19 protein-coding genes and 1 pseudogene are annotated in these 22,347 nt (G+C 69.5%); 10 read left to right on the top strand and 10 right to left on the bottom strand.

Annotation, left to right across the window (positions count from 1 at the left end):
• Nucleotides 1–9 precede the first annotated feature (9 nt).
• Entirely contained in the window at nucleotides 10–1,194 is a 1,185-nt protein-coding gene (locus ACFXIV_RS01195; protein ID WP_379395565.1) for a hypothetical protein, read from the top strand.
• 376 nt (nucleotides 1,195–1,570) lie between these two features.
• Here the strand turns inward: ACFXIV_RS01195 and rox are convergent, their stop codons facing one another.
• Together rox and ACFXIV_RS01185 are read right to left on the bottom strand one after the other, a co-directional pair.
• The gene (gene rox / locus ACFXIV_RS01190) at nucleotides 1,571–2,998 is read right to left on the bottom strand and encodes a rifampin monooxygenase (RefSeq protein WP_379395566.1); all 1,428 of its coding nucleotides are present in this window, start codon (nucleotides 2,996–2,998) and stop codon (nucleotides 1,571–1,573) included.
• A 135-nt stretch (nucleotides 2,999–3,133) separates the two neighbouring features.
• Nucleotides 3,134–4,165, bottom strand: coding sequence for a hypothetical protein (locus ACFXIV_RS01185; RefSeq protein ID WP_379395568.1), 1,032 nt, complete (start codon nucleotides 4,163–4,165; stop codon nucleotides 3,134–3,136).
• Nucleotides 4,166–4,392: 227 nt separating this feature from the next.
• Here ACFXIV_RS01185 and ACFXIV_RS01180 point away from each other — a divergent pair, with 227 nt between their 5' ends.
• Together ACFXIV_RS01180 and ACFXIV_RS01175 are read left to right on the top strand one after the other, a co-directional pair.
• Nucleotides 4,393–5,625: an MFS transporter gene (locus tag ACFXIV_RS01180; RefSeq protein ID WP_379395570.1), complete on the top strand. Its 1,233-nt coding sequence runs from the start codon at nucleotides 4,393–4,395 to the stop codon at nucleotides 5,623–5,625.
• Between the two features lie 8 nt (nucleotides 5,626–5,633).
• Complete coding sequence (locus tag ACFXIV_RS01175) at nucleotides 5,634–6,170, top strand: GNAT family N-acetyltransferase (RefSeq protein ID WP_379395572.1); 537 nt, start codon at nucleotides 5,634–5,636, stop codon at nucleotides 6,168–6,170.
• Here the strand turns inward: ACFXIV_RS01175 and ACFXIV_RS01170 are convergent.
• The 3 genes and pseudogenes from ACFXIV_RS01170 to zapE all read right to left on the bottom strand — a co-directional run bounded on the left by ACFXIV_RS01170 (nucleotide 6,146) and on the right by zapE (nucleotide 9,287).
• Nucleotides 6,146–7,017 (bottom strand): annotated as a pseudogene (locus tag ACFXIV_RS01170) (ATP-binding cassette domain-containing protein). The gene ACFXIV_RS01175 and the pseudogene ACFXIV_RS01170 sit on opposite strands and share 25 nt — an antisense overlap.
• 287 nt (nucleotides 7,018–7,304) lie before the next feature.
• On the bottom strand, nucleotides 7,305–8,111 hold the full coding sequence (locus ACFXIV_RS01165) for a tyrosine-protein phosphatase (protein ID WP_379395574.1): 807 nt from the start codon (nucleotides 8,109–8,111) through the stop codon (nucleotides 7,305–7,307).
• A 153-nt stretch (nucleotides 8,112–8,264) separates the two neighbouring features.
• Nucleotides 8,265–9,287 carry a cell division protein ZapE gene (zapE, locus tag ACFXIV_RS01160; protein ID WP_379395576.1) on the bottom strand — a complete coding sequence of 341 codons (1,023 nt, stop codon included), beginning with the start codon at nucleotides 9,285–9,287 and terminating at the stop codon, nucleotides 8,265–8,267.
• Between the two features lie 35 nt (nucleotides 9,288–9,322).
• On the opposite strand from zapE, the gene ACFXIV_RS01155 reads away from it, so the two are divergent.
• From ACFXIV_RS01155 to msrB, 4 genes are all read left to right on the top strand, one after another.
• On the top strand, nucleotides 9,323–10,096 hold the full coding sequence (locus ACFXIV_RS01155) for a pyrimidine reductase family protein (RefSeq protein WP_379395578.1): 774 nt from the start codon (nucleotides 9,323–9,325) through the stop codon (nucleotides 10,094–10,096).
• A gap of 32 nt (nucleotides 10,097–10,128) precedes the next feature.
• Nucleotides 10,129–11,691, top strand: a complete 1,563-nt coding sequence (locus ACFXIV_RS01150; RefSeq protein ID WP_379395580.1) for an alpha/beta fold hydrolase — start codon at nucleotides 10,129–10,131, stop codon at nucleotides 11,689–11,691.
• Between the two features lie 178 nt (nucleotides 11,692–11,869).
• A complete protein-coding gene (locus tag ACFXIV_RS01145) occupies nucleotides 11,870–13,156 on the top strand; it encodes a glycosyltransferase family 87 protein (protein ID WP_379395582.1) in 1,287 nt (428 codons plus the stop codon).
• A 9-nt stretch (nucleotides 13,157–13,165) separates the two neighbouring features.
• Nucleotides 13,166–13,624 carry a peptide-methionine (R)-S-oxide reductase MsrB gene (msrB, locus tag ACFXIV_RS01140; RefSeq protein ID WP_379395584.1) on the top strand — a complete coding sequence of 153 codons (459 nt, stop codon included), beginning with the start codon at nucleotides 13,166–13,168 and terminating at the stop codon, nucleotides 13,622–13,624.
• Nucleotides 13,625–13,759: 135 nt separating this feature from the next.
• On the opposite strand, the gene hemQ is transcribed toward msrB, so the two are convergent.
• Nucleotides 13,760–14,455 (bottom strand): hydrogen peroxide-dependent heme synthase, encoded by a 696-nt coding sequence (hemQ, locus tag ACFXIV_RS01135; RefSeq protein ID WP_364618971.1) that lies wholly within the window; start codon nucleotides 14,453–14,455, stop codon nucleotides 13,760–13,762.
• Nucleotides 14,456–14,535: 80 nt separating this feature from the next.
• Entirely contained in the window at nucleotides 14,536–14,748 is a 213-nt protein-coding gene (locus tag ACFXIV_RS01130) for a hypothetical protein (RefSeq protein WP_379395586.1), read from the bottom strand.
• 70 nt (nucleotides 14,749–14,818) lie between these two features.
• Here ACFXIV_RS01130 and ACFXIV_RS01125 point away from each other — a divergent pair, with 70 nt between their 5' ends.
• Nucleotides 14,819–15,790, top strand: coding sequence for a serine/threonine dehydratase (locus ACFXIV_RS01125; protein WP_379395588.1), 972 nt, complete (start codon nucleotides 14,819–14,821; stop codon nucleotides 15,788–15,790).
• Nucleotides 15,791–15,807: 17 nt separating this feature from the next.
• On the opposite strand, the gene ACFXIV_RS01120 is transcribed toward ACFXIV_RS01125, so the two are convergent.
• The 3 genes from ACFXIV_RS01120 to hemE form a co-directional block, all read right to left on the bottom strand.
• A complete protein-coding gene (locus ACFXIV_RS01120; protein WP_379395590.1) occupies nucleotides 15,808–17,064 on the bottom strand; it encodes an NADH:flavin oxidoreductase/NADH oxidase family protein in 1,257 nt (418 codons plus the stop codon).
• A 161-nt stretch (nucleotides 17,065–17,225) separates the two neighbouring features.
• Nucleotides 17,226–18,572, bottom strand: a complete 1,347-nt coding sequence (locus ACFXIV_RS01115; protein ID WP_379395592.1) for a protoporphyrinogen oxidase — start codon at nucleotides 18,570–18,572, stop codon at nucleotides 17,226–17,228.
• A gap of 439 nt (nucleotides 18,573–19,011) precedes the next feature.
• Nucleotides 19,012–20,079 (bottom strand): uroporphyrinogen decarboxylase, encoded by a 1,068-nt coding sequence (gene hemE / locus ACFXIV_RS01110; protein WP_379395594.1) that lies wholly within the window; start codon nucleotides 20,077–20,079, stop codon nucleotides 19,012–19,014.
• A 74-nt stretch (nucleotides 20,080–20,153) separates the two neighbouring features.
• Here hemE and ACFXIV_RS01105 point away from each other — a divergent pair, with 74 nt between their 5' ends.
• Nucleotides 20,154–20,780 carry a DUF3000 domain-containing protein gene (locus ACFXIV_RS01105; RefSeq protein ID WP_379395596.1) on the top strand — a complete coding sequence of 209 codons (627 nt, stop codon included), beginning with the start codon at nucleotides 20,154–20,156 and terminating at the stop codon, nucleotides 20,778–20,780.
• A 202-nt stretch (nucleotides 20,781–20,982) separates the two neighbouring features.
• Complete coding sequence (locus tag ACFXIV_RS01100; RefSeq protein WP_379395598.1) at nucleotides 20,983–22,227, top strand: HRDC domain-containing protein; 1,245 nt, start codon at nucleotides 20,983–20,985, stop codon at nucleotides 22,225–22,227.
• Nucleotides 22,228–22,347: the final 120 nt, after the last annotated feature.

The raw sequence follows: 22,347 nt of genomic DNA, 5'->3' as shown, positions 1-22,347 counted from the left end.
GTAGGGGCCTTGACGACGAGCGATGCACGCACCGCGCGCACCACACCGCGCGACGACCCGGCCGAGGGAGTCGACTTCGGGCTGGAGCACGTCAATGAGGTGCTGGCCGCCATGGCCGGCGACGTGGTGGCCGATCGGCCGCGCGATGCCGAGCTGATCACCTGCCGGCTCGGACTGGACGGGGAGGGTCCGGAGACGCTCATGCTGCTGGGCGCGCGATTCGAGGTGTCGCGCGATCGGGCGCGGCAGCTGTACACGCGGGCCGTGGGCACCATGCTGCGGCAGACACTGGCCACCGGGCAGCACGATCTGGGGGTGTTCGCGGAACGGTATCCCGTGGGGTGGGGTGACGAGCGACTGGTGCGGACACTGCTCGCGGAAACCTATGCCACCGACGGCGATATCGCGGCCCAGGACTGGGCGTATCTGAAGCTGCGGCTCGCCGGGCACGATCTGCAGGACTCGAAACGACTGGCGGGCTTCGTCTTTCAGCGCATCGCAGGGTGGCAGCAGAAGGGGCGCTGGCATCTGCTGCCCGCGGCGCAATCCGATGACACACCCGACGACATGTGGAATACGTGGCTGCGGCGCGTCGAATGGGGCGACGGCAGTCCCGAGGAACTCCCGGTCCTGCCGGCCGGACGTCTGGACTACGACGATGACGGCCGCGGGCGCATGTACTCCGAAAAGCTCGGCCGCGAAGTCACTTTCGACACCGCCCTGCAGGCTCGCCTGCTCCGCCTGCTGGACGCCAGCCCGCGCGTGGAATCCTTCCGCGAGCTGCCCGCCGCCGTCATCTACGAACTCGACGGCGCCGACCGCGTCCACTACCCCACCGCCGCAGCACGATTCACCGATGGTCGCACCGTCCTCATCGACGTCCTCCCCCTCGCCCACACCGCCCTGCACCCCCAGCGCGCCCGCGCGGCAGCCTCTCGCGCCCACGCCTTCTCCCGCGGCTGGGGCTGGCTCACCTGGACCGGCAGCCGCGACGGCGTCCCGGAACTGGTGTCGCGCAGCGTGAACCCCCACCACGAGTCCACCCTGACGAGCCGACTGTCCACGGGCCCGATGAGCTGGCCCGCCCTCGATGCCTACCGCACCGAGACCGGCATCGACCTCCTCGACCTCGCCGCCCTCGTCCTGCGCCACGACTGGCACTGGCACCGCGCCCCCTTCCGCCTCACCCGCTGACCCCTTCCAAGATCAGGGAGCACTCACGGAGGAATTTCGCCCGATTCCCCGCGCTGCGAGCTCCCGCATCTTGAAAACCCTGTGGGACATGCATGGCCTGCGATGCCTACATTGCGAAACGGCAAACGCGTTATACACGCCGAATCAACGTGCGCTGGTAACCAATCCGCGGTAAGAGTGCCCGATCAGCCTCTCGCAGTGCCCGATCGGACTGTCGGGCGCTGCCGAATCAGACCGTCATGGTTGCCATATCGGCACACCGCGGGCCGAATCAACTCGCGGCGGTGCCGAATCAGCATGCGACGCTGCCGAATCAGCTCGGCGCGGTGCTGAACCAGCACTCGGCGGTGCGGCATCAACTCATGATGGCGCCGAATCAGCTTGTGGCGGTGCCGAACCAGCGGGGCAGGACTTCGAGGAGGTCCTCCTGGTCGGAGCCGGACCAGGCGATGTGGCCGTCCGGGCGGAGCAGGAGGGCCGGGGTGGTGAGTTCCTCGCTGACGTCGACTACGTGGTCGACGCGGTCGGACCAGCCCTGGACCGACAGCCGGCCGGTCTGGTCGAGGAGCAGGCCGCGGCCCTGATGCATGAGCTCGTAGAGGCGGCCGCGCTTCAGGGCCACGTCGCGCTGGCGGCGACCGCGGAGGTCGGCGCCCGGGCCGAATTCGTAGCGGACGCCGAGGGCGGTGACGCGCTCGATCAGGAACCGGTGGACCTCTTCGAACTCCATCAGTTGGGTGAGCAGGCGGCGCAGGGCCTGGGGGCCGGGTTCGAGGGAGGTGAGTTCGCTCATGGCGCGGGCGGCGTCGAGGACGTCGGCGGCCACCGGGCGGCGTTCGGATTCGTAGGTGTCGAGGAGATCGGCCGGGGCCCAGCCGTTCACGGCCGCGGCGAGCTTCCAGCCCAGGTTGAACGCGTCCTGGACGCCGAGGTTGAGGCCCTGACCGCCATTGGGCGGGTGGATGTGCGCCGCGTCGCCCGCCAGGAAGACGCGGCCCGACCGGTAGGCGTCGGCGAGACGGGTGGCGTCGCCGAAGCGGGAGAGCCAGCGGGGTGAGTGGGCACCGAAATCGGTGCCGGCCACGGCCCGGACCTGACGCTTGAGCTCGTCGAGGGTGGGCCGCACATCACTGTCCTCGGCCACGCCGTTGGCGGGGGCGCCCAGCCGGTACACGCCATTGCCCAGCGGCATCGCACCGAAGCGCCGATGCGTCTTGTGCAGTTCGGTGACCAGCGCCATCACCTCCTCCTGCGGTGTGGTCAGCTCCACCTCGCCCATCAGTGTCTCGAGCCGGGCGGGCTCGCCCGGGAACCCGATGCCGAGCAATTTCCGCACCGTGGACCGACCGCCGTCACAGCCGACCAGGTAGCGCGAGCGCAGCCGCGAACCGTCGGCCAGCTCGACCGTCACCCCGTCCGCGTCCTGGCTCAGCCCGGCCACCGCACACCCGCGCCGGATCTCCGCGCCCAGCTCGACCGCGCGCTCTGCCAGCAGGCGATCCGTGATCGGCTGCAGCAGACCCAGCACGAACGGAAACGTGGTGTCCAAACGCACCGGCCGCGCCGGCACGATGCCGGCGAAGAACGCGCTCGGATCGTGCTGCTTGCCCAGCGCCAGGAACCGATCCGCCACACCGCGCTGATCCAGCACCTCGACACTGCGTGCGTGCATCCCCATCGCCCGCACCACCTTGGTCGGCTCCGGGTCCCGATCCAGCACGAGCACCTCCACCCCGTGCAACCGCAACTCCGCGGCCAGCATCAGTCCCGTCGGCCCGGCACCCGCAATGATCACATCGGCCATGAATCGCCATCCTCCTGATTTCCGCAGGTAATCGCCTGTCGGCCGACGATTCTGCGGCACCCCCCGGGCCTTGCCGCAAGCCCCCCACTGCGATATACGTTGAAAGGGGAGGGGGATTCAGGTCGCGATTCGCGGCTACTTCAGGATCAGGCCCGCGGCGATGAAGGTGATGATCACCATCACCGCGAACCAGGTGATCAGCTGCCAGTGCATGATTGCGGACTTCTGACTCGCCACCGTGAGCCGCAGCGTGGCGTCGACCCGATTGTGGTCGGCGATCTTGCGGCGGGTCTGGGCCAGATCGTCGGCCTGCTGCTGGGCGGCGATCTCCGCGCGCTCCAGGCGGTGGGTCATGCGCAGCAGCTGCTTGGTCTTGTCGCGGGTGGCCTTGCGGGCCAGCGCCAGAGCCGTGCGCTGATTCATCAGTTCTTGGCGCTGCCGTGCGATGACGGCCGCCTGTGTCCGAGTGTGGCGTTCCCAGTCGGTCACCGTCGCCCATCCTCCCGTGTGCTCGTCGCGGCAGCCGAAAGCTATCTCCCCGGCCACCCAGCCCGTTACGAATTCACGGAGTTCACAGGCAGATTGGCGAGCCGACACCACACCGCCCGGGCCGGAGGACAGCAGGCCGCCGACCACCCGGTACTCACAGCCCTCGGCGGCGAAGTCGTCGAGGCCGAGCGCGGGCAGCTGCGCGGTCCAGAAACCCGGCGGGCAGATCCACAGCACTTCGCCACCACCGCCGGCCCGGAGCTGGGCGGTGACCACGCGGGCGCGCGCCAACTCGGGTGGCGCGCTGGACACTTGGATGACGCCGCTGCGATCACCCTTGCGCCACAGCACATCCGAGAGCTGCGCACCGACAGCGACATCCAGCTGGACATCCTCGGCGCCGGCCGCCAGCAGCCGACCGCGCAGCCAGAATTTGAGCCGCTGCACATCCCAGCGGCAGTCCGCGCAGTCGGGTTCCCGGCACCGCTCCCCCGCCGCATGGCCACGCCCGTCGGCACTGCGGACAGCCGTGTCCGCGTCGCCCCGCACAGACTTCTCCACCGTTCCGAGCACAGGCTTGTCCACCGCCGAATCCCCCACGGCCGTCGCCGGATTCGCGCGCGGATCCGGGTCGGCAAGGGCCACCGACCGCTCCCGCGGAACTTCCACTCGCCTCATGCTCACAAGATCACCCCAGCCACCACACTCACCGCAAGGACCGCTTCCGTCGTATCGGAAACCACCAGCCCGAGCCGTCACTTCCAGAGTGCCGCAGGGCATGCGTCCGAAGACACGAAAGCGACCAGATTCGTTACCCAACCGCGAGCCGCGTGTGACCAAGCGCGCCGCGGATCGTAACCCGTGCCCAGGATGCCGGACCGGCCCGCCGCCGCTACTCTTTCGAAATGCCCCCGAGTCAGTCCCCGAAGCCGCAGCTCAGCGCTCTCCATCCGACACTGCGGGCGGCGCGCTCCGCGAACTCGGTGGCATTCGCGCTGCAGGGGTTCTTCCTGGCCGTGATTCTCACCGAGCTCCCGCAGCTGAAGGACAAATTCACCCTCTCCGACGGACTGATCGTGGCGATCGTCGCGCTCATCTCCCTGCTCGCGGGCGCCGGCAGCATCACCGCCGAGCGGATCGCGCTGCACTGGTCGAGCCGCACCGCGCTGCGGATCGGGCTGGCGCTGATCGCGGTCTCCGGTGTGGCGATCGCGCTGTCGCCGAACATCATTGCGGCTTTCGTGGCCCTGGGCGTGTACGGCGTGGCCGTCGGCATCGTGGACGCCGGGACCAATATGCAGGCAGTATTCATACAACATGGCTATGGCCGATTCATTCTGGTCTCGTTCTACGCGGCCTGGAGTGCGGGATCGATCACCGGCGCGCTGTTCGTCTCGGCGTTCGAGGCGCTGAAGGTGCCGTTGCAGGCGTCGATCCTGGTGGCCGCGGCGGTGGTGGCCATCGGCTGCCTGGCGGCGGGACCGCGACTGCTGGGCACCGACGAGGCCGAAGCCGGTCCGGCCGAACACGAACCGGCCGGCTCGGTGCCGATGCGCATCTTCTGGATCTTCGGCGCGGTGATCGCCCTCGCCTTCGCCATCGACCTCGCGGTGGGCAACTGGTCGGCGCTGTACCTGAAGGACGAACTGCTGTCCTCCTCCGCGACCGCCGCGCTGGCGCTGGCCGCCTACCAGGGCGCGTCGCTGCTCGGCCGCCTCACCGGCGACCTGTGGGTACGCCGATTCGGACCACGCATGGTGGTGCGGGTGGCCGCGGCGGTCGGGTCGGTCGGCCTGGTGATCGTGGTCACCGCCCCCGGACCGGTGGCCGCGATCCTCGGATTCCTGGTCGCCGGAATCGGATTGCCGGTTATCGCGCCGCTGTGCTTCAGCGAGGCCGGGCAGCTCACCAGCGGACGCGAGCTGGATGCGCTCATCGCGCGGCTCAACCTGTTCAACTACGCGGGCACCCTGGTCGGCGGCGCGGTGGTGGGCGCGGTCGCCGACGCCGCCAATCTGCGTGCCGGATTCGCGATTCCGCTCGCCTTCGCGGTGGTGCTGATCGGCTGCGCCCGGGTCTTCCACCGCCGCACCGACGCCACCCCCGCGGCCGCCGAGCCCGCCGCGGAGCCTGCTTGACTGGAACGGTGAGCGATTCCGTAGCCATCACACCGGCGACCGCGGACGACGCCGGCGAACTCGCCGTCGTCGCCGCCGCGACCTTTCCGCTGGCCTGCCCGCCCGGATCCACACCCGAGGACATGGCCGCCTTCATCGCGGAGGTGCTGTCCGCGGACCGGTTCCGTGAGTACCTCGCCGATCCCGGCCGTGTGGTTCTGAAGGCGGTGCTCGGCGGCGAGATCGTCGGCTACGCACTGCTCAATGCCATGGAGCCCGCCGATCCCGCCGTGGCGGAGGTCATCACCCTGCGCCCGGTGACCGAGCTCAGCAAGATGTACGTGCTGCCCGGCCAGCACGGCAGCGGCGTCTCGGCGTCGCTGATGCGGCGCGCGCTCGAGCACTCCCGGGCCGACAGCAGCAAAGCCGTGTGGCTGGGCGTGAACCAGCAGAACGCGCGCGCCCAGCGCTTCTACGGCAAACACGGCTTCACCGTCGCCGGCACCAAGACCTTCACCGTCGGCAACCAGCTGCACCACGACTACGTCATGCTGCACGAATTCTGAAGCTCCAGGCGGCGACCCGCGAAGCGCTGCCGCATCCGGCGATCGTGGGTCACCAGCACCACCGCGCCGGGGTAGCCGTCCAGGGCCTGCTCCAGATCCTCCACCAGGGCCGGGGACAGGTGGTTGGTCGGCTCGTCGAGCAGCAGTGTGAATATCTCAGCGGTGAAGCGGAGCGGATCCGGTGGGGGCGCAATCGGATCCGCGGTCAGGCGGGAGACCCGCTCCTTGGCGTTGCGGATGCGGGACTGGGCGCCGTGGCCGCGGTTGCGGGTTCGGAAGGGACCGGCGGCGAAGACCGCGAGCGGGAGCTTGCGCGGAATCGCCTCCAGGCGGACGACATTCGACTCGGCCAGTCGCTCGTTGCGGGCCAGTTCGGTGCGCCAGCGCTGGTGTTCGAGCTGCTGCCGGTGCCGCTGGGCGGCCTTGGCCGTGAGGTAGCCGCGGTAGCCGTTGCCGTGGAAGGCGACCGCGCCCGCGTCCACCTCGAGCACGGTGCTGGTGATCCGTTCGAGGCCAATTCGGCCTCGGCGGTGCGCATCCGGGCCTCCAGATCGCGAATATCGCTGAGAGCCAGGTCGATTGCCGCGCCGACGGTGGCGGTGGGCGGCAGCTCCAGACTCTGGGCCAGGTAGCCGATGCCGCCCGGGGCCTGCACGACGACCTCGCCGTTGTCGGGGACTTCGCGACCCGCGATGAGCCGCAGCAGGGTCGACTTGCCGGCACCGTTGTCGCCGACGACGCCGGCCTTCTCACCGGGCCTTATGGACAGGTTCACCGCGTCCAGCACGATGCGGTCGGCATAGCGTTTGGTGACGCCGGACAGGGTCAGCTGGGAGACGGCAGGCAGTTGGGAGGTAAGCACAGGGATCTCCTGTTCTCGGCTCGGCACGAGCCGGATGGGTGGAACCCACGCGAAAATCGAACGCCGACAGGCGGATAGGCGTGGGAGGGGATCGACGCGGAGCAAAGCTCAACGCGGCGAAGCGATCACAAGAACAGGAAAGCGATACCCATGAGGCCTGGAACGTTAACGGTGCGACGCGGGGCCGTCAACCACTTTGTCGTGGATCACAAAGGCGAACGCCGGGCGGTAAGAACCACCCGGCGTTCGCCATCACATCGTGAAAGACCTTGTCAGGCCAGCAGTTTCGCCTTCAGCGCGGCCACGTCCGCGTCCGAGAGCTGCAGGCCGTCGCGCACATAGGTGTCGAAGCTGCCGTAGCTCTTGTTCACCTGGTCGAAGGCCGAATCCAGCGCCGAGGCGGTCACGCCGTTCATCATGTCGCCGTCCTTGGCGCCACGGTAGTAGTTGGACAGCAGGTAGTCGTAGTAGACCGTGTCCTTGTCCACGCCCAGGATGGTCAGCAGCACCGCCGAGGTCCAGCCGGTGCGGTCCTTGCCCGCGGTGCAGTGGAACAGGACGCCGCCCGGGTTGTAGGCGATGTCGCGCAACACGTTCGCGAAGCCCTCGTTCGCGCCCGGAGCGGTGATGAAGGCGCGATACAGGTCGGTGCCCGCGGACAGGGTCGAGACCATCACCTGCGGCGGAGCCTGGCCGATGATGTCGTCGTGATGCTCGGCGGCGCCGGCGGGGACCTTGTCCACGCCCATGAACAGCTGCTCGTACCTGGTGCGCAGATCGTGGATGGACGCCACGTTCGACGACGCCAGCTTGGCCAGGTCGGCGTCGGTGGCCTTGCTCAGATCGCCGGTGCGGAAGACCAGACCGGTGCGCACAGTGTGGCCGTCGACGGTCCGGTAGCCGCCGGCGTCCCGGGCGTTGAGCACGCCGTTCAGGCCGAGGGCACGGTTGTCGGTGTTGACGAGCACGCTGCCGGTGGCGGCGGGCGGGTCGGTGGCGAAGGCGGTCGCCACCGACCCGAGGCTCGCGGACAGTGCGATGGTGACCACCGCGGCAGCTTGGACAGCACGGTTACGCAAGGCAGATCTCCTTCCGGGGCCGAAAACCGAATCCGGCCCGGCTTTCGCTGACCCTCGGAATTTATTACCTAAGGAAACTATGAGAGAAACCGGGTCCTACCTGCCGGTTACACGCGAGCCAAGATTGGTGGTCACGCGTGAGCCGGTGCCTCGTTACGCGTGAACTGGGGCTTCGAACCGCGACAGCGCCAGCAGACGCGAGATCGCGCGCAGGTACTTCTTGCGGTAGCCGCCGTCGAGCATCTCCTGGGTGAAGATCTGATCCAGCTTCGCGCCCGAGATGGTCACCGGGATGCCCGCGTCGTACAGACGGTCGGCGAGCACCACGATGCGCAGCGCGACCGCCTGATCGGTCACCGGGTGCACATCCGAGATGTACACGGCCGAGACGTCGTGGATCAGGGCGCCGTAGCGGGACGGGTGCAGCGTGCTCAGGTGCTTCACCAGCGCGTCGAAGTCGTCGAGCGTGGAACCCGGTGTGGCGGCGGCCTTCTCGGCCAGCAGCTCGGGAGCGGTGGGCTCCGGGGCAGGCGGCAGATCGCGGTGCCGGTAGTCGGGGCCGTCGACGCGGACGGCCTCGAACAGGGCGCCCAGCTTCTTGATCTCGCGCAGGAAGTCCTGGGCGGCGAAGCGGCCCTCACCCAGCTGGCCCGGCAGGGTATTGGAGGTGGCGACCACGGAGACGCCGCGGTCGGTCAGCTCGGTGAGCAGGCGCGAGACCAGCATGGTGTCGCCCGGATCGTCGAGCTCGAACTCGTCGATGCACAGCACGCTGTTGGCCGCGAGCCGCTCGACGGCATTGTTGAAGCCCAGCGCGCCAACCAGATTGGTGACCTCACCGAAAGTGCCGAAGGACTTGGGCTCCGGCACGCTGTGGAAGATCGAGGCCAGCAGGTGGGTCTTGCCCACACCGAAGCCGCCGTCCAGGTACAGGCCGATGCCGTGCACCGGCTTCTTCTTACCGAACAGGCCCTTCTTGTCCGCGGCCTTGCGGAGCTTGGTCACCTGATCCGCGAACAGCTCGGCCTTCAGCACGGCCGCGGCCTGGGACGGTTCCTTCGGATCCGGGATGTAGGAACCGAAGCTCACCTCGTCGAAGGTGGGCGGGGGAACCATCTGGGCCACGAGCTGGTCTGCCGGAACCTCCGGGTGGCGATCGACGAGGCGTTGTTGCACGGCGTCAGCGTAGATGCGTGGTGGGATGGGTCCTTATGCAGCGTATGCCGAATGCGATTCAGCTCACAGATCTCACCCGCGACGACCTGGTCGAGTTGTACGCGTATCCGGTCGAGCCATCCGCACCGTACGTCCGTGTCAACTTCGTCACCAGCATCGACGGCGCGGTCAGCCTGGACGGGCGCTCCGGCGCGCTGGGCACGCCCGCCGACAAGCGGGTCTTCGGGCTGCTGCGGGATCTGGCCGACGTGGTGCTGGTCGGGGCCGGGACGGTGCGCGCGGAGAACTACGGCGCGGCACACACCGATCCGGAACTGCGCAAGCGGCTGCACCAGGAGGGGCTCGGCGGCGATCCGGAAGGGACGCCGCCGCGCATCGCGGTCGTCACCGGGTCCGCGGCACTGGATCCGGCGAGCAAGCTGTTCACCGATACCGGGGCGCGGCCGATCATCCTCACCACCACCACCGCGCCCGGCGACCGCAAGAAGCGGCTCCTCGACGCAGGGGCCGAGGTGATCGAATCCGACGCGAACGAATCCACCGTGACCGCCGTCCGCACCGCGCTGGAGCGTCTCGGACTGCGGCGGGTGCTGTGCGAGGGCGGGCCCTCACTGTTCGGCCAATTCCTCACCGCCGGGGCCGTGGACGAGCTGTGCCTGACCGTATCCCCGCAGCTGGTGGGCGGGACCGCGGGCCGAATCGCGGTGTCCCCCAAGGCCCTGCCCACCCCGATGAACCCCTGCCACCTGCTGCTCGACACCGACGGCACGATCCTGACCCGATGGGAACGCGCGCACACCCGAGGCTGAAACCGCGTGCCGGACCTGGCAGGCTGTAGCGCATGCGCTGGACTCGGGCCGCTCTGCTGGCATCGACACTGTCGGTATTGGTGACCACCGCCTGTGGGGCCGGGCCGTCCGACCGGCCCGCCGTCGCCGTGGAACAGCCGCACCAGGCCGGAGTCGCCACCTCCACCGCGCCCGCCGACGCCACCCCGCCCGCACCCGAGGTGCCCAAGGCCGACCTGGCCTGGAAGGACTGCACCGCACCGACATTGAACCTGCTGTCGCTGGGCGCGCCGCCGCAGGGGCTGGTGCTCGAATGCGCCGAATACACCTCTCAGGTGGATGTGGCCGGAAATGTGGCGGGCAACTTCCGCAATGCGGCCATGCGGGCCCGCTACGACCGGACGCCCAAGGACGCCGCGCCGCTCATCCTGACCTCCGGTTCCGACCGGTCCTCGACGGCCACCCTGGCCGGGCTCGCGGCCGGGCCCGCCAGCGCGCTGCTGGCCGCGCGGCCGATCATCGCGGTCGACCGGCGCGGCATCGGCAGCTCCCAGCCGGTGACCTGCATGACCGACCCGCAACGCAAGGCCATCGCCGATCAGACCCAATTCACCCGGGGCGCAACCGATGCCGTGGACACCATGAGCACCGCCGGGCGCGACGCCACCGTCGCCTGCCTGGACTTCCTGGCCCCGGCCCAGGCCACCTTCGACGCACCGCACGCCGCCGACGACCTCGAGCAGCTGCGCAAACAGCTGCAGGTGGACCACCTCGCGCTGCTGGGCACCGGCACCGGCACGAACGTGGCGTTGAACTACGCGCGGAAGTACGGACAGCACCTGGGCCGGCTGGTGCTGGACTCGCCGCAGGGAGTCGGCACGGACGCCAACGGGCGCGCCGAGCAGCGGGTCAAGGGACAGGAGGCCGCGCTCACCGCATTCGGGCAGCGGTGCGCGTCGCTGAACTGCTCGCTGGGGGGCGACCCGCGGGCCGCCGTCGTCGATCTGGTGAACCGGGCCGGGGCCGGACAGCTCGGCGACCTGTCGGCCTCGGTGCTGGTGACCACCCTGAGCGGCTTCCTCGGCGACTCCCGGGCGACCGGCAACGCGCAGATCACCGAATTCGCCGACGCCCTCAGTGCCCTCGGAAAGGGCGACCACGTCCCGATCACGCCGTTCCTGCTGCGCGCCGCCGCGGGGATCGCCACCGACGGTCAATTCGTCAACCGCTGCAGCGACAACCACGAGCCCTCCACCCCCGACAAGGCCAAGGAGCTCGAAACCACCTGGGGCACACAGTATCCGGTGTTCGGCAAGGTCGCGGCCATCGACCTGATGGCCTGCTCGGCCTGGCCCGCCGCCACCCCCATGACCCTGCCCGACAAGCTGAACCTGCCGGTCCTGGTCCTCGGCGGCAGCGCCGACCCTGTCACCGGCCAGGACGGCCGGCCCACCGTCACCGGCGCACTCGGCGCAGCGGGTGCGCGCACCGCCACCGTCGTCTGGCAGGGTTGGGGGCACCCGACCTTCGCCCACTCCGGCTGCGCCCAGCAGTCCCTCGCCGACTACCTGAAGGACGCCACGCTGCCCGCCGACGGCACCGCCTGCCCGGCCTGAGTACACACCTGTGAAGTGACGCCGGTCACTACTCGACGGAGCGCGGAGTGTGCTTGACCGGCTTGAGCATTCGGGGCGGGCCGGGGTTTCATCCGACCGGCGGCTGTGGTGTGTCCCGCACAACGCATTAGGCGGGTCGGCGCATGTGTGACGCGGGGATTCGGTGTACCGTGCCCGAGTGTTCCTTCGACAGCTCGAGCCCCGCACCGCTCGCACCACCGCCGAGGTACTGAACTTCGCATTGTGGCCGCTCGCGATCCTCACCGTGTTGCACCGGGTGTTCATCAACGCTGTCAACTACCACATCACCAATGACTTCACACCGGTGTACAACGCGTCCCTCGCGTTCCTCAACCACCGGCCCGTGTACAACGCGAACTTCAGCTCGACCGATCCGGCCTATCTGTATCCCCCCAGCGGCACGCTGCTCATCTCGCCGCTGGCCATCATCGATCCGGAAAAGTCGCGGTGGGCCTTCATCCTGGTCAATGCGATGGCTCTGCTGCTGGCCTGGTACCTGCTGCTGAAGCTTTTCAACTACACGCTGAACTCCGTCGCCGCGCCCGCGCTGCTGCTGGCCATGTTCGTCTCCGAGACGGTGACGAACACACTGGCCTTCACCAATATCAACGGCTGCCTGTTCATGGCCATGCTGGTGTTCATGCACCTGCTCCTGAAGCGCAGGGACCTGTGGGCCGGTGTGGCACTGGGGCTGACCATCGCGGTGAAGGGTCCATTGCTGGCGCCGCTGCTGCTGATTCCGCTGGTCCGCGGACAGTGGAAGGTGTTCATCACCGCCCTGGGCATCCCGGTGGCGCTGAACCTGCTGGCCTGGCCGCTGATCGTGGACTACAAGCAGTTCTGGACCCATACGCTGCCGTACCTGTCGGAGGCCCGGGACTACTTCAACAGCGCCATCGTCGGCAATGCCGGGTACTACGGTGTCGCCGAGTGGCTGACCTGGACCATGCGTATCACCGTCGGCGTCCTGGTGTTGATCTCGCTGTGGCTGCTGTACCGGTACTACCGCGAGGACGAGGTGTTCTACATCTGCAACACCTCCGGCATCCTGATCACCGCGGCCATGCTGCTGGGCCCGCTGGGCCAGATGTACTACTCGATGTTCCTGTTCCCCATGCTGATGACCGTGGTGTTGCGCAACTCGCTGCTGCGCAACTGGCCCGCATGGGTGGCCATCTTCGGATTCATGTCCTACGACAAGTGGCTCTCGGACCGCTGGCAGAGCATCGGCCGCGATCTGGAGTATCTGCGCACGACCTTCGGGTGGGGGCTGCTGCTGATCGTGGTGTTCTGCGTGCTGGGCGACCGCTATCTCGCCGCCCGCCGCCAAGGCCGCCTCGAGGTCGGCAAGTCCCTGGACCCCGCGTGGATGCACCCGGAATGGGTCGCCGACGAACCCGAGGTCACCCTCGCGCCCCGGACGAAGGCGACCGCCTCGTATTAGCGTGGAGCCATGAGTTCCGATGCTGACAGCTCCACAGGGACCGAGGGGCTGCCCGTCCCGCGCATCCAGCTGACCCCGCAGGAATGGCGGACCAAGCTGACCCCGGACGAATACCGGGTACTGCGCGAAGCGGGCACCGAGCGGGCCTTCACGGGCGAATACACCGACACCGAGACCGAGGGCGTCTACTCCTGCCGGGCGTGCGGGGCCGAATTGTTCCGCAGCGACGAGAAGTTCCACTCGCACTGCGGGTGGCCGTCGTTCTTCGATCCGGCGAAGTCGGAGGCCGTGCTGCTGGTGGAGGACAACTCGCTGGGGATGCGGCGCGTCGAGGTGCTGTGCGCGAACTGCCACAGTCATCTGGGGCACGTGTTCGAGGGCGAGGGATATCCCACGCCCACGGACAAGCGCTACTGCATCAACTCGATCTCGCTCCGATTGCACCCCTCGGACAGCGCAGCTGAGTGAGTCGCAGAAACACTATGGGGCATGCGCGATTTCGCGCATGCCCCGAATTATGCGGGCAACACATCGGCGACCTTCCCGCTAACGACATCGGGCCCGGCCGCATAGGGCGGCCGGGCCCGATCTCGGTGCGGGTCGCTACGGGAGTGCGGCGATGAGCTGCTCGACCTCGACGCGCGGACCGGTGAAGAACGGAACCTCCTCGCGCACATGGCGACGGGCCTCGGTGGCGCGCAGATCGCGCATCAGATCCACGATGCGGTGCAGCTCGGGGGCCTCGAAGGCGAGAATCCACTCGTAGTCGCCCAGGGCGAACGAGGCCACGGTGTTGGCGCGCACGTCCGGGTAGTCGCGGGCCTCCTTGCCGTGGTCGGCCAGCATCTTGCGGCGCTCCTCGTCGGGCAGCAGGTACCAGTCGTAGGAGCGCACGAACGGGTAGACGCAGATGTAGTTACCCGGCGCCTCGCCCGCGAGGAAGGCGGGGATGTGGGACTTGTTGAACTCGGCCGGGCGGTGCAGGGCCGCATTGCTCCAGACCGGGTTGGAGATCTGGCCCAGCTCGGTGACCCGGCGGAAGTCGGCGTAGGCGGCCTGCAGATCCTCGATCTTCTCCGCGTGCCACCAGATCATGAAGTCGGCGTCGGCGCGCAGGCCGGCGACATCGTAGATACCGCGCACCACCACGCCGCGCTCCTCGAGCGAGTCGAAGAAGGCCCGCGCCTCCTTGATCGCCGCCTGGCGATCCTCGCCGAGCACGCCGGGCTCCACCTGGAACACCGAGAACATGAGGTAGCGGATGGTGTCGTTGAGGGCCTTGTAGTCGAGTCGCGCCATGGCCTCCATCGTGCCACTGCGCCCGAACCCGCCCGAAATGGGGCACGGTGGACTGCGTGATTCAGCTCGCGCTGGGTGATTCAGCTCGCGCCGGCGGCCCAGGAGGCGATGAGGCGGCGCAGGCCGTCGTGGAGAACGGCGTCGCTGGTGAACAGTTCGCTGCTGGCATCCAGATGGGTTGCCAGCACCGGGTATTCGTCCGGGTCGAGGGCGGCCAGGCTGGACCGGGCGCGCAGCCGGCCCGGTTTGCGGTCCTGATGGTCGACCAGGCCCGCACGGTTACAGTGGAACAAGGGGGTCCATCGGCTCGGGGGTGTTCCGTGAGCCGTGCCGCGCGGCCGCTCGGCGGGAAGAGAATCAGCGATGGAAACGAAAGAAGCGCCAGTGCATCCGACATATGGGGACGTGACAGCGGCTGCCGATCGAATCGCCGGCCACACCCGCCCGGTGGTCCTCGCCCGCGCGGACGCCGACACCGTCCCGGTGGCCGGCGAGGTCTGGTTCGCGCTCGAGCACATGCAGCACACCGGCAGCTTCAAGGCGCGCGGGGCGGCGAATTTCGTACTGGCACAGCGGGAACAGGGGCGGCTGCCCAAGGTGGGGATCACCATCGCGTCCGGCGGGAACGCCGGGGTGGCATGCGCGTGGGCCGCCCGGCTGGTCGACTCCGCCGCCACCGTGTTCCTGCCCGACTCCGCACCCGCGGTGAAAGTGGCGCGGCTACGGGCACTGGGGGCTCAGGTGCTGTGCGGCGGCGACGCCTACGCCGACGCGGCCGCTGAATGCGTTCGCTTCGCCGCGGTCAGCGGGGCGCTGCGCTCACACGCCTACGACGACCCCTATATCGCGGCGGGTGCGGGGACACTGCTCGACGAAATCGTCGCGCAGGTACCGGAACTCGACACCGTGGTGGTCGCGGTCGGCGGCGGTGGGCTGCTGACCGGAATCACGGTGTCGGCCAATCATCACGGCGTGCGGGTGGTGGCGGTCGAACCCGAACGCTGCCGCGCCTTCAATGCCGCGGTCGAGGCCGGGGAGCCGGTGGACGTCGAAATCGACTCCGTCGCAGCCGATTCCCTCGGCGCACGTCGCGTCACGGCCATGGCCCTGTCCGCCGCGAATGCGGGCGATGTCCGCTCGGTCCTGGTCAGTGACAAGCAGATCATCGCCGCCCGCCAAACCCTGTGGGACTGCCGCCGTGTCGCCGTCGAGCACGGCGGTTCCACTGCCCTGGCCGCCCTGCTGTCGGGCGCCTACGTCCCCGCCCCCGGTGAACGGGTGGCGGTCATCGTCTGTGGCGCGAACACCGATCCGATCGACCTGGTACCGCGCTGATGTCGCGGTGACGAGGGTCAGCGCCCGGTGTTGACGGGGGCCGGACGGGACTGGAGCCAGGAACGGTAGCGGCGGAGGGCGCGCCCATGCACGATCTGGTCGGACAGCAGGGCCTGAACGGGACCGGTTGCGGGACGGGGGTTCCGGCCGCGAGCCATGCGGCGCATGTGATGCCGAACCACCGCCATGCCCGCGGCGGACGCGAGGGCCTTGTTCGACCAGGTGATGGGCTTCGGGGTGGCGACGGCCCCGAGATCGTCGCGCCAGCGGGCGGGGAGGTCCGGGGTGATGGACAGGGCGGTGCCCATGCCGATCACCGCGACGCCGCTCGCCAGGACGTCCTGGGCGGTCTGGAGGCGGGTGATGCCGCCGGTGAGCATGAGCGGAATCGGGCTGGTGGCAACCAGTTCCGTCGCCAGGTCCAGGAAATAGGCTTCGCGAGCCTGCGTCCGGCTGTCGGCGGGGCGGCCGGTCATGGCGGGGCTTTCGTAACTGCCGCCCGACACTTCGACCAGGTCGACGCCGAGGGGTGTGAGCAGGGCGATCACCCGGCGGGCGTCGTCGGCGTCGAAGCCGCCGCGCTGGAAGTCGGCGGAGTTCAGTTTCACCGCGACCACGAACCGGGGCGACACGACCGCGCGGACCGCGCGCACCACCTCGTGCAGGAGCCGTGCCCGGTTCTCCAGGGAGCCACCCCACTCGTCGGTGCGGTTGTTGACCAGCGGAGACAGGAACTGCGACAGCAGATAGCCGTGTGCGGCATGGATTTCCACCCCATCGAACCCGGCCTGTTCGGCGCGGCGCGCGGTGGTGGCGAACCGGGCGATGGTGTCCTCGATCTGAGCCTTCGTCATCGCGACCGGACGGCCGAACCGGCTGCTGAGCCGGCCCAGATCGACCGGGATATCCGACGGACCCCACACCACGCCGGGCTGGTTGGCCGCAACCTGGCGGCCCGGGTGACTGATCTGCATCCACATGGCCGCACCCGCCGCCTTGCCCGCCCGCGCCCATTCCGCGAACGGTTCCAGCGGCGCGGCATCATCGAGCACGATGCCGCCGGGTCCGGTGAGCGCCTCGGCGTGCACCATGACATTGCCGGTGATCAGGGCGCCCGAGCCGCCCGCTCCCCACCGGCGGTAGAGGGACACGAGACGGTCGTCGGGTAGTTGCCCGTAGCCGGCCATCCCCTCCTCCATGGCCGCTTTCACGATCCGATTGGCCAGGACCGCGCCCGATCGCAGTACCAGCGGCGAGAACAAGTCACTCGTCATCGGGCAATCCACCTCCAAATGTTGACTGTGCTTACATAATGTGCGCAGCGCTAACATAAGGGAAGGATGTAGGCAGTGTCAACACTTGTTGGATCGAAGACGTGCCGACCTCGATCACGACGACCGGGACGGCCTCGACGGGCGAGGTCCCGGGGAGTGGGTCAGGACAGCTGCGCGATGATGCGGGCGGCGGCCTTGGTGCCGGTCGCCGCGCAGGCGGGGACGCCGACGCCGTCGAGGTAGGCGCCGGCCAGGGCCAGACCGGGGAGGCCGGCCGTGGCGGAACGCAGGTCGGCGATGCGGGTGGTGTGGCCAGGGGCGTATTGCGGGAGACCGCCGGGCCAGCGCTGGACCACGGCGCGCAGGGGGCGGATGTCGGCGGCGGTGACCGTGGTGAGGTCTTCGACGGCGGCGGTGATGAGGTCGTCGTCGGACCAGGACAGCGGGGCAGGGTCGCCGAAGCGGCCGAAGGAGGCGCGGACCAGGGCCACGTCGCGGGCGGCCAGGTGCGGCCACTTGCGGCTGGAGAGGGTGAAGGCCTTGGCGCGCAACGGTTCACCGGTGGCGACCAGAATGCCGGAGTTGTCGGGCAGGGCGGTCTCGGGCGGCAGGGCGAGGGCCACCACCGCCGAGGAGGCCAGGTCGATTCCGGCGGCCAGCGCGGCGGCCTCCGGGGCCACCGCGCGCAGGAGTTCCGCGGTGACCGGGGCGGGGGTCGCGAGGATCACAGCGTCGACGTCGCCGACCGGGTCGAGCCGCCAGCCCTGTGCGGTGCGGGCGAGAGTGGTTACCGCCGTACCGGTTTCGACCTTCACATCGGCGGCAGCACGCAGCGCGTCCAGCAGGGCGCGGTAGCCGTCGCGGATGCCGCCGAACACCGGTGTGGTGCTGGGCGGGGGCAGGGCCTCGGACACGGCCCGGGTCAGGCTGGCCGCGCCGCGATCCAGGGCGGCGGCCAGCGTCGGCAGCGCGGCCCGCACGCCGATCGAATCCGCAAGTCCCGCATACACTCCCCCGAGCAGCGGGTCCACGCTGCGCCGGACCACCTGCTCCCCGAAGCGATCCCGCACCAGTTCCCCCACCGACACGTCCCCGCCCCGCTCCCACCGCAGCGGCCTGGACGGCTCCGCCGCAACGGCGGCCAGGGTCTGCGCATCCACCAGCCCCGCAACCGATTCCGGCGCGGCGGGGATGCCCATCAGCGTCCGCTCGGGCAGCCGATGCCCCACCCCTTCCGACCACACCAGCGGCCGCTTGCCCGCCGGATGAACGAGCTGCTCCGCAATCCCCAACTCCCCCATCAGTTCCGGAATCTCGGGCCGCCGGCCCACGAATGCTTCGGCCCCCAGATCGATCGGATCCCCCTCGATCTCGACGGTCCGCAGGATCCCCCCGACCCGATCCCGCCGCTCCACGAGGATCAGTTCCGCCGACTCCCCGAGCGCCTTCCGCAGCCGATACGCGGCCACCAGCCCGCTGATGCCGCCACCGACAACCGCGACCCGCATCGACAACTCCTCGCCACTCGTCGAACGCCGCGACCACACGAACCCGCGGCCCGCGACCCGCACCTCGACCTCGAGTCGCCCCGAGCCAACCTACTCCGGCCGCCCGCCACCCCCGCCTCCGGTGCCGGCCATCACGGCCCCGTTCCACGCCGGCCCGGCCGCCCCGAACCACGCTCACCAGCGCTTTCGAACCGCCCGCCCAGAAATGGCACGCATCGGAACGTGATTGACACCGCGCCGCGAACACCCCACCGGCCGAAGTCCCGCCCCTCACCCGGGCCGGCGCACCCGCTGGGCATCCGACGGCTTCGGAGACCTCGCTCACCTGCCCCGGCCGGGCCCGGCGGTCAGCGCCTTCGATGGGGGCGAAGCCGAAGCGCTCCGGTCACGTCACAGGAGCTTCGATCCCACCGCGCGCACCGCTGGCGGGAAGCGCTGGTCAGAGCGGGAGCGGGAGGCTGTGGATCAGGGCGACGGTCTCGGTGATGACGCCGGGGTCGGTGTTCGGGAGGACGCCGTGGCCGAGGTTGAAGATGTGACCCTTGGCACCCAAGGTGATTGCCTCGTCGGCCTCGCGGGCGATGCGGCGCACCTGGGCGTCGATCGCCGCCGGGCCCGCGAAGAGCACGGCCGGATCGAGGTTGCCCTGCAACGCTTTTCCGGGGCCGACCCGGCGCGCGGCCTCGTTCAGCGGGATCCGCCAGTCGACGCCGACCACGTCCGCGCCCGCTTCGCCCATGGCGCCCAGCAGTTCTCCGGTGCCGACGCCGAAGTGGATGCGGGGCACACCCGCGGACGCGATCTCGGTGAAGACCCGTTCCGAGTGCGGCAGAACGTATTCCCGGTACTGGGCCAGGCTCAGCGCGCCCGCCCAGGAATCGAACAGCTGCACGGCGTCCACGCCCGCATCGATCTGGGCGCGCAGGAATTCGATGGTGATGTCGGTGAGCACGCCCAGCAGCTGGTGCCAGGTGTCGGGGTCGGCGAGCATCATCGCCTTGGTGCGCTCGTGGTTCTTGCTGGGCCCGCCCTCGACCAGGTACGACGCCAAAGTGAACGGGGCACCGGCGAATCCGATGAGCGGGGTGTCACCGAGCGCGTCCAGCAGCAGCTTCACACCGGCTGTGACCGCGCCCACCTCCTCGGCGCGCAGGCGCGGCAGCGCACGCACATCGGCAACGGTGCGCACCGGATTCGCGACCACCGGGCCGACGCCGGCCACGATGTCGAGATCGATGCCGGCGGCCTTGAGCGGAACCACGATGTCGGAGAAGAGGATTGCCGCGTCCACCTGGTGGCGGCGGACCGGCTGCATGGTGATCTCGCACACCAGCTCCGGATCGAAACACGATTCCAGCATGCCGATTCCGGCACGCACCTCGCGATACTCCGGAAGGGACCGACCAGCCTGTCTCATGAACCACACCGGACACCGATGCGGCACGCCACCGGTGGCGGCGGCAAGGAACGGGGCATCGGTCAGCTGGCGTCGGGTGTGAGTACTCATCACCGCCCATCGTAAAGGGGCCCCGGCGGCGCGCCTCGCACTACTCGGCACCGGAGGGGTCTACGGTGCCTTTCGTGACACCGCTCGACTTCCGCGACGGCGCTGCCCCCACCCCGGAGCCCGAAGAACCAGCCCGGTTCCGCGCCGCGGTCGAGGCCATGGGAACCGTATCTGTGCATCCTCGAATCGAGCTGGCACCGATCCGCCCGCCGCAACGCCTCGCCCCGTACTCGTACGCCCTAGGCGCGGAAGTCACGCGACCAGATACAAACGTGGTGCCCGTCGACTCCGAGGGCGACGCATTCGGCCGGCTGATCCTGCTGCACGACCCGGCCGGGCAGGAAGCCTGGCACGGGGTGTTCCGTCTGGTCGCCTACATCCAGGCCGACATCGACTCCGCGCTCGCCGCCGACCCGCTGCTGCCGGAGGTGGCGTGGAGCTGGCTGGTCGACGCGCTGGACTCGCGCACCTCCTTCACCGCCCTCGGCGGCACGGTCACCGCCACCAGCTCGGTGCGCTACGGAGACATCGCGGGGCCGCCGCGCGCGCACCAGCTCGAACTGCGCGCCTCCTGGACCGTGTCCGACACCGTCATGCGGCCGCACGTGGAAGCCTTCTGCGAGGTGCTCGCCTACGCGGCCGGACTGCCGCCCGCGGGGGTAACCCGGCTGGACGTGCGCCGGGGCGAGAGCACCGAATAATTGGGCGCGAGATCGGGGCGGCCGATCCGCGAATTCCCGCGCCGGTCGCCCGAAAATACCCTCTCGCCTGCGAGAACATCTGTACTGCAACGAAATCGACGGCCGCCACGTACGATTCCCCATGGCCCGACGCAGTGTCACGGCCGGTCGTTTCACCGACGTGACGCGGCCCGCCAATGCCCAACCCGTAGAGTTCAAGACCATGTCCGTACCAGATGAACCCGAAGCCACTGCCGCGGTACCGTTGCTCGCGCCAGTGGACGGTGTGCCGCCGGTACTGGACTCCGCCGCCGCGGTAGCCGCAGCCGCCCGCCGGCTCGCCGCCGGAAGTGGACCGCTCGCGGTCGACGCCGAGCGCGCCTCCGGCTTCCGCTACTCCAATCGCGCGTACCTGATCCAGCTGCGGCGCGAGGGTGCGGGCACCTTCCTCATCGACCCGATCCCGATGGACGGGGAGCTCACGCCGCTGGCCGAGGCGATCAACGATCTGGAGTGGGTGCTGCACTCCGCGGATCAGGATCTGCCCGGGCTGGCCGAACTCGGGCTGCACCCGGCCCGGCTGTTCGACACCGAACTCGGCGGCCGCCTCGCGGGTTACGAGCGCGTGGGCCTGGCCGCCATGGTGGAGAAGCTGCTCGGCCGCGAGCTGCGCAAGGGCCACGGCGCGGCCGACTGGTCCACCCGGCCGCTGCCCGACGACTGGCTGAACTACGCGGCCCTCGATGTCGAGCTACTCATCGAGCTGCGCGACGCGGTCGCCGCCGACCTGGCCGAACAGGGCAAATCCGAGTGGGCCGCAGAGGAATTCGAGCATGTCCGCACCGCGGAGCCGGCCGGCCCCAAGGCCGACCGCTGGCGGCGCACCTCCGGCATCCACACCCTGCGCCGCACCCGCCAGCTCGCCATCGTCCGCGAACTATGGACGACCCGCGACCGCCTGGCCCGCCTGCGCGACGTGGCCCCCGCCCGCATCCTCCCGGACTCGGCCATCGTGGCCGCCGCCACCAACGAGCCCAAGTCCATCGCCCAGTTGCGCACCCTGCCGATCTTCGGCGGCCCCCGCCAGCGCCGCTACTCGCGCGAATGGCTCGGCGCGGTGGAACGCGCCCGCACCCTCCCCGATAGCGAGCTCCCGCCACTCACCCAGCACTTCGACGGCCCGCCCCCGGTCAACCGCTGGGAGCGCCGCGACCCGGCCGCCGCGGCCCGCCTGCAGTGCGCCCGCGCGGCCATGACCGACCTCTCCACCGAGGTGTCGGTCCCGGTCGAGAACCTGCTCACCCCGGACCTGCTGCGCCGCATGTGCTGGGACGGGCTGCCCAAATCGGTCGCCAACGGCGAAGCCCCGACCCTCATCGAGGGCTACCTCGCCGCGGGCGGCGCCCGCCCGTGGCAGCGCGCTCTGACCGTCCCGCGCCTGAGCGAAGCCCTCTACCCGAAGAGCTGACCCCGGAAATATCGCCCAGGAAAGTTGGGGCACAAGGGTTTTCTGAAGTGGACTCATTTCACAGTTTGTGAAAGTTAGATTCTGTCGACCCCGAACCAAGGGGCACGAAAGAGGAGTCCA

It is taken from the genome of Nocardia sp. NPDC059236, from assembly GCF_042754085.1.
In the GTDB taxonomy this organism is placed as follows: domain Bacteria; phylum Actinomycetota; class Actinomycetes; order Mycobacteriales; family Mycobacteriaceae; genus Nocardia.
This window is presented reverse-complemented; position numbering and strand designations above follow the sequence as displayed.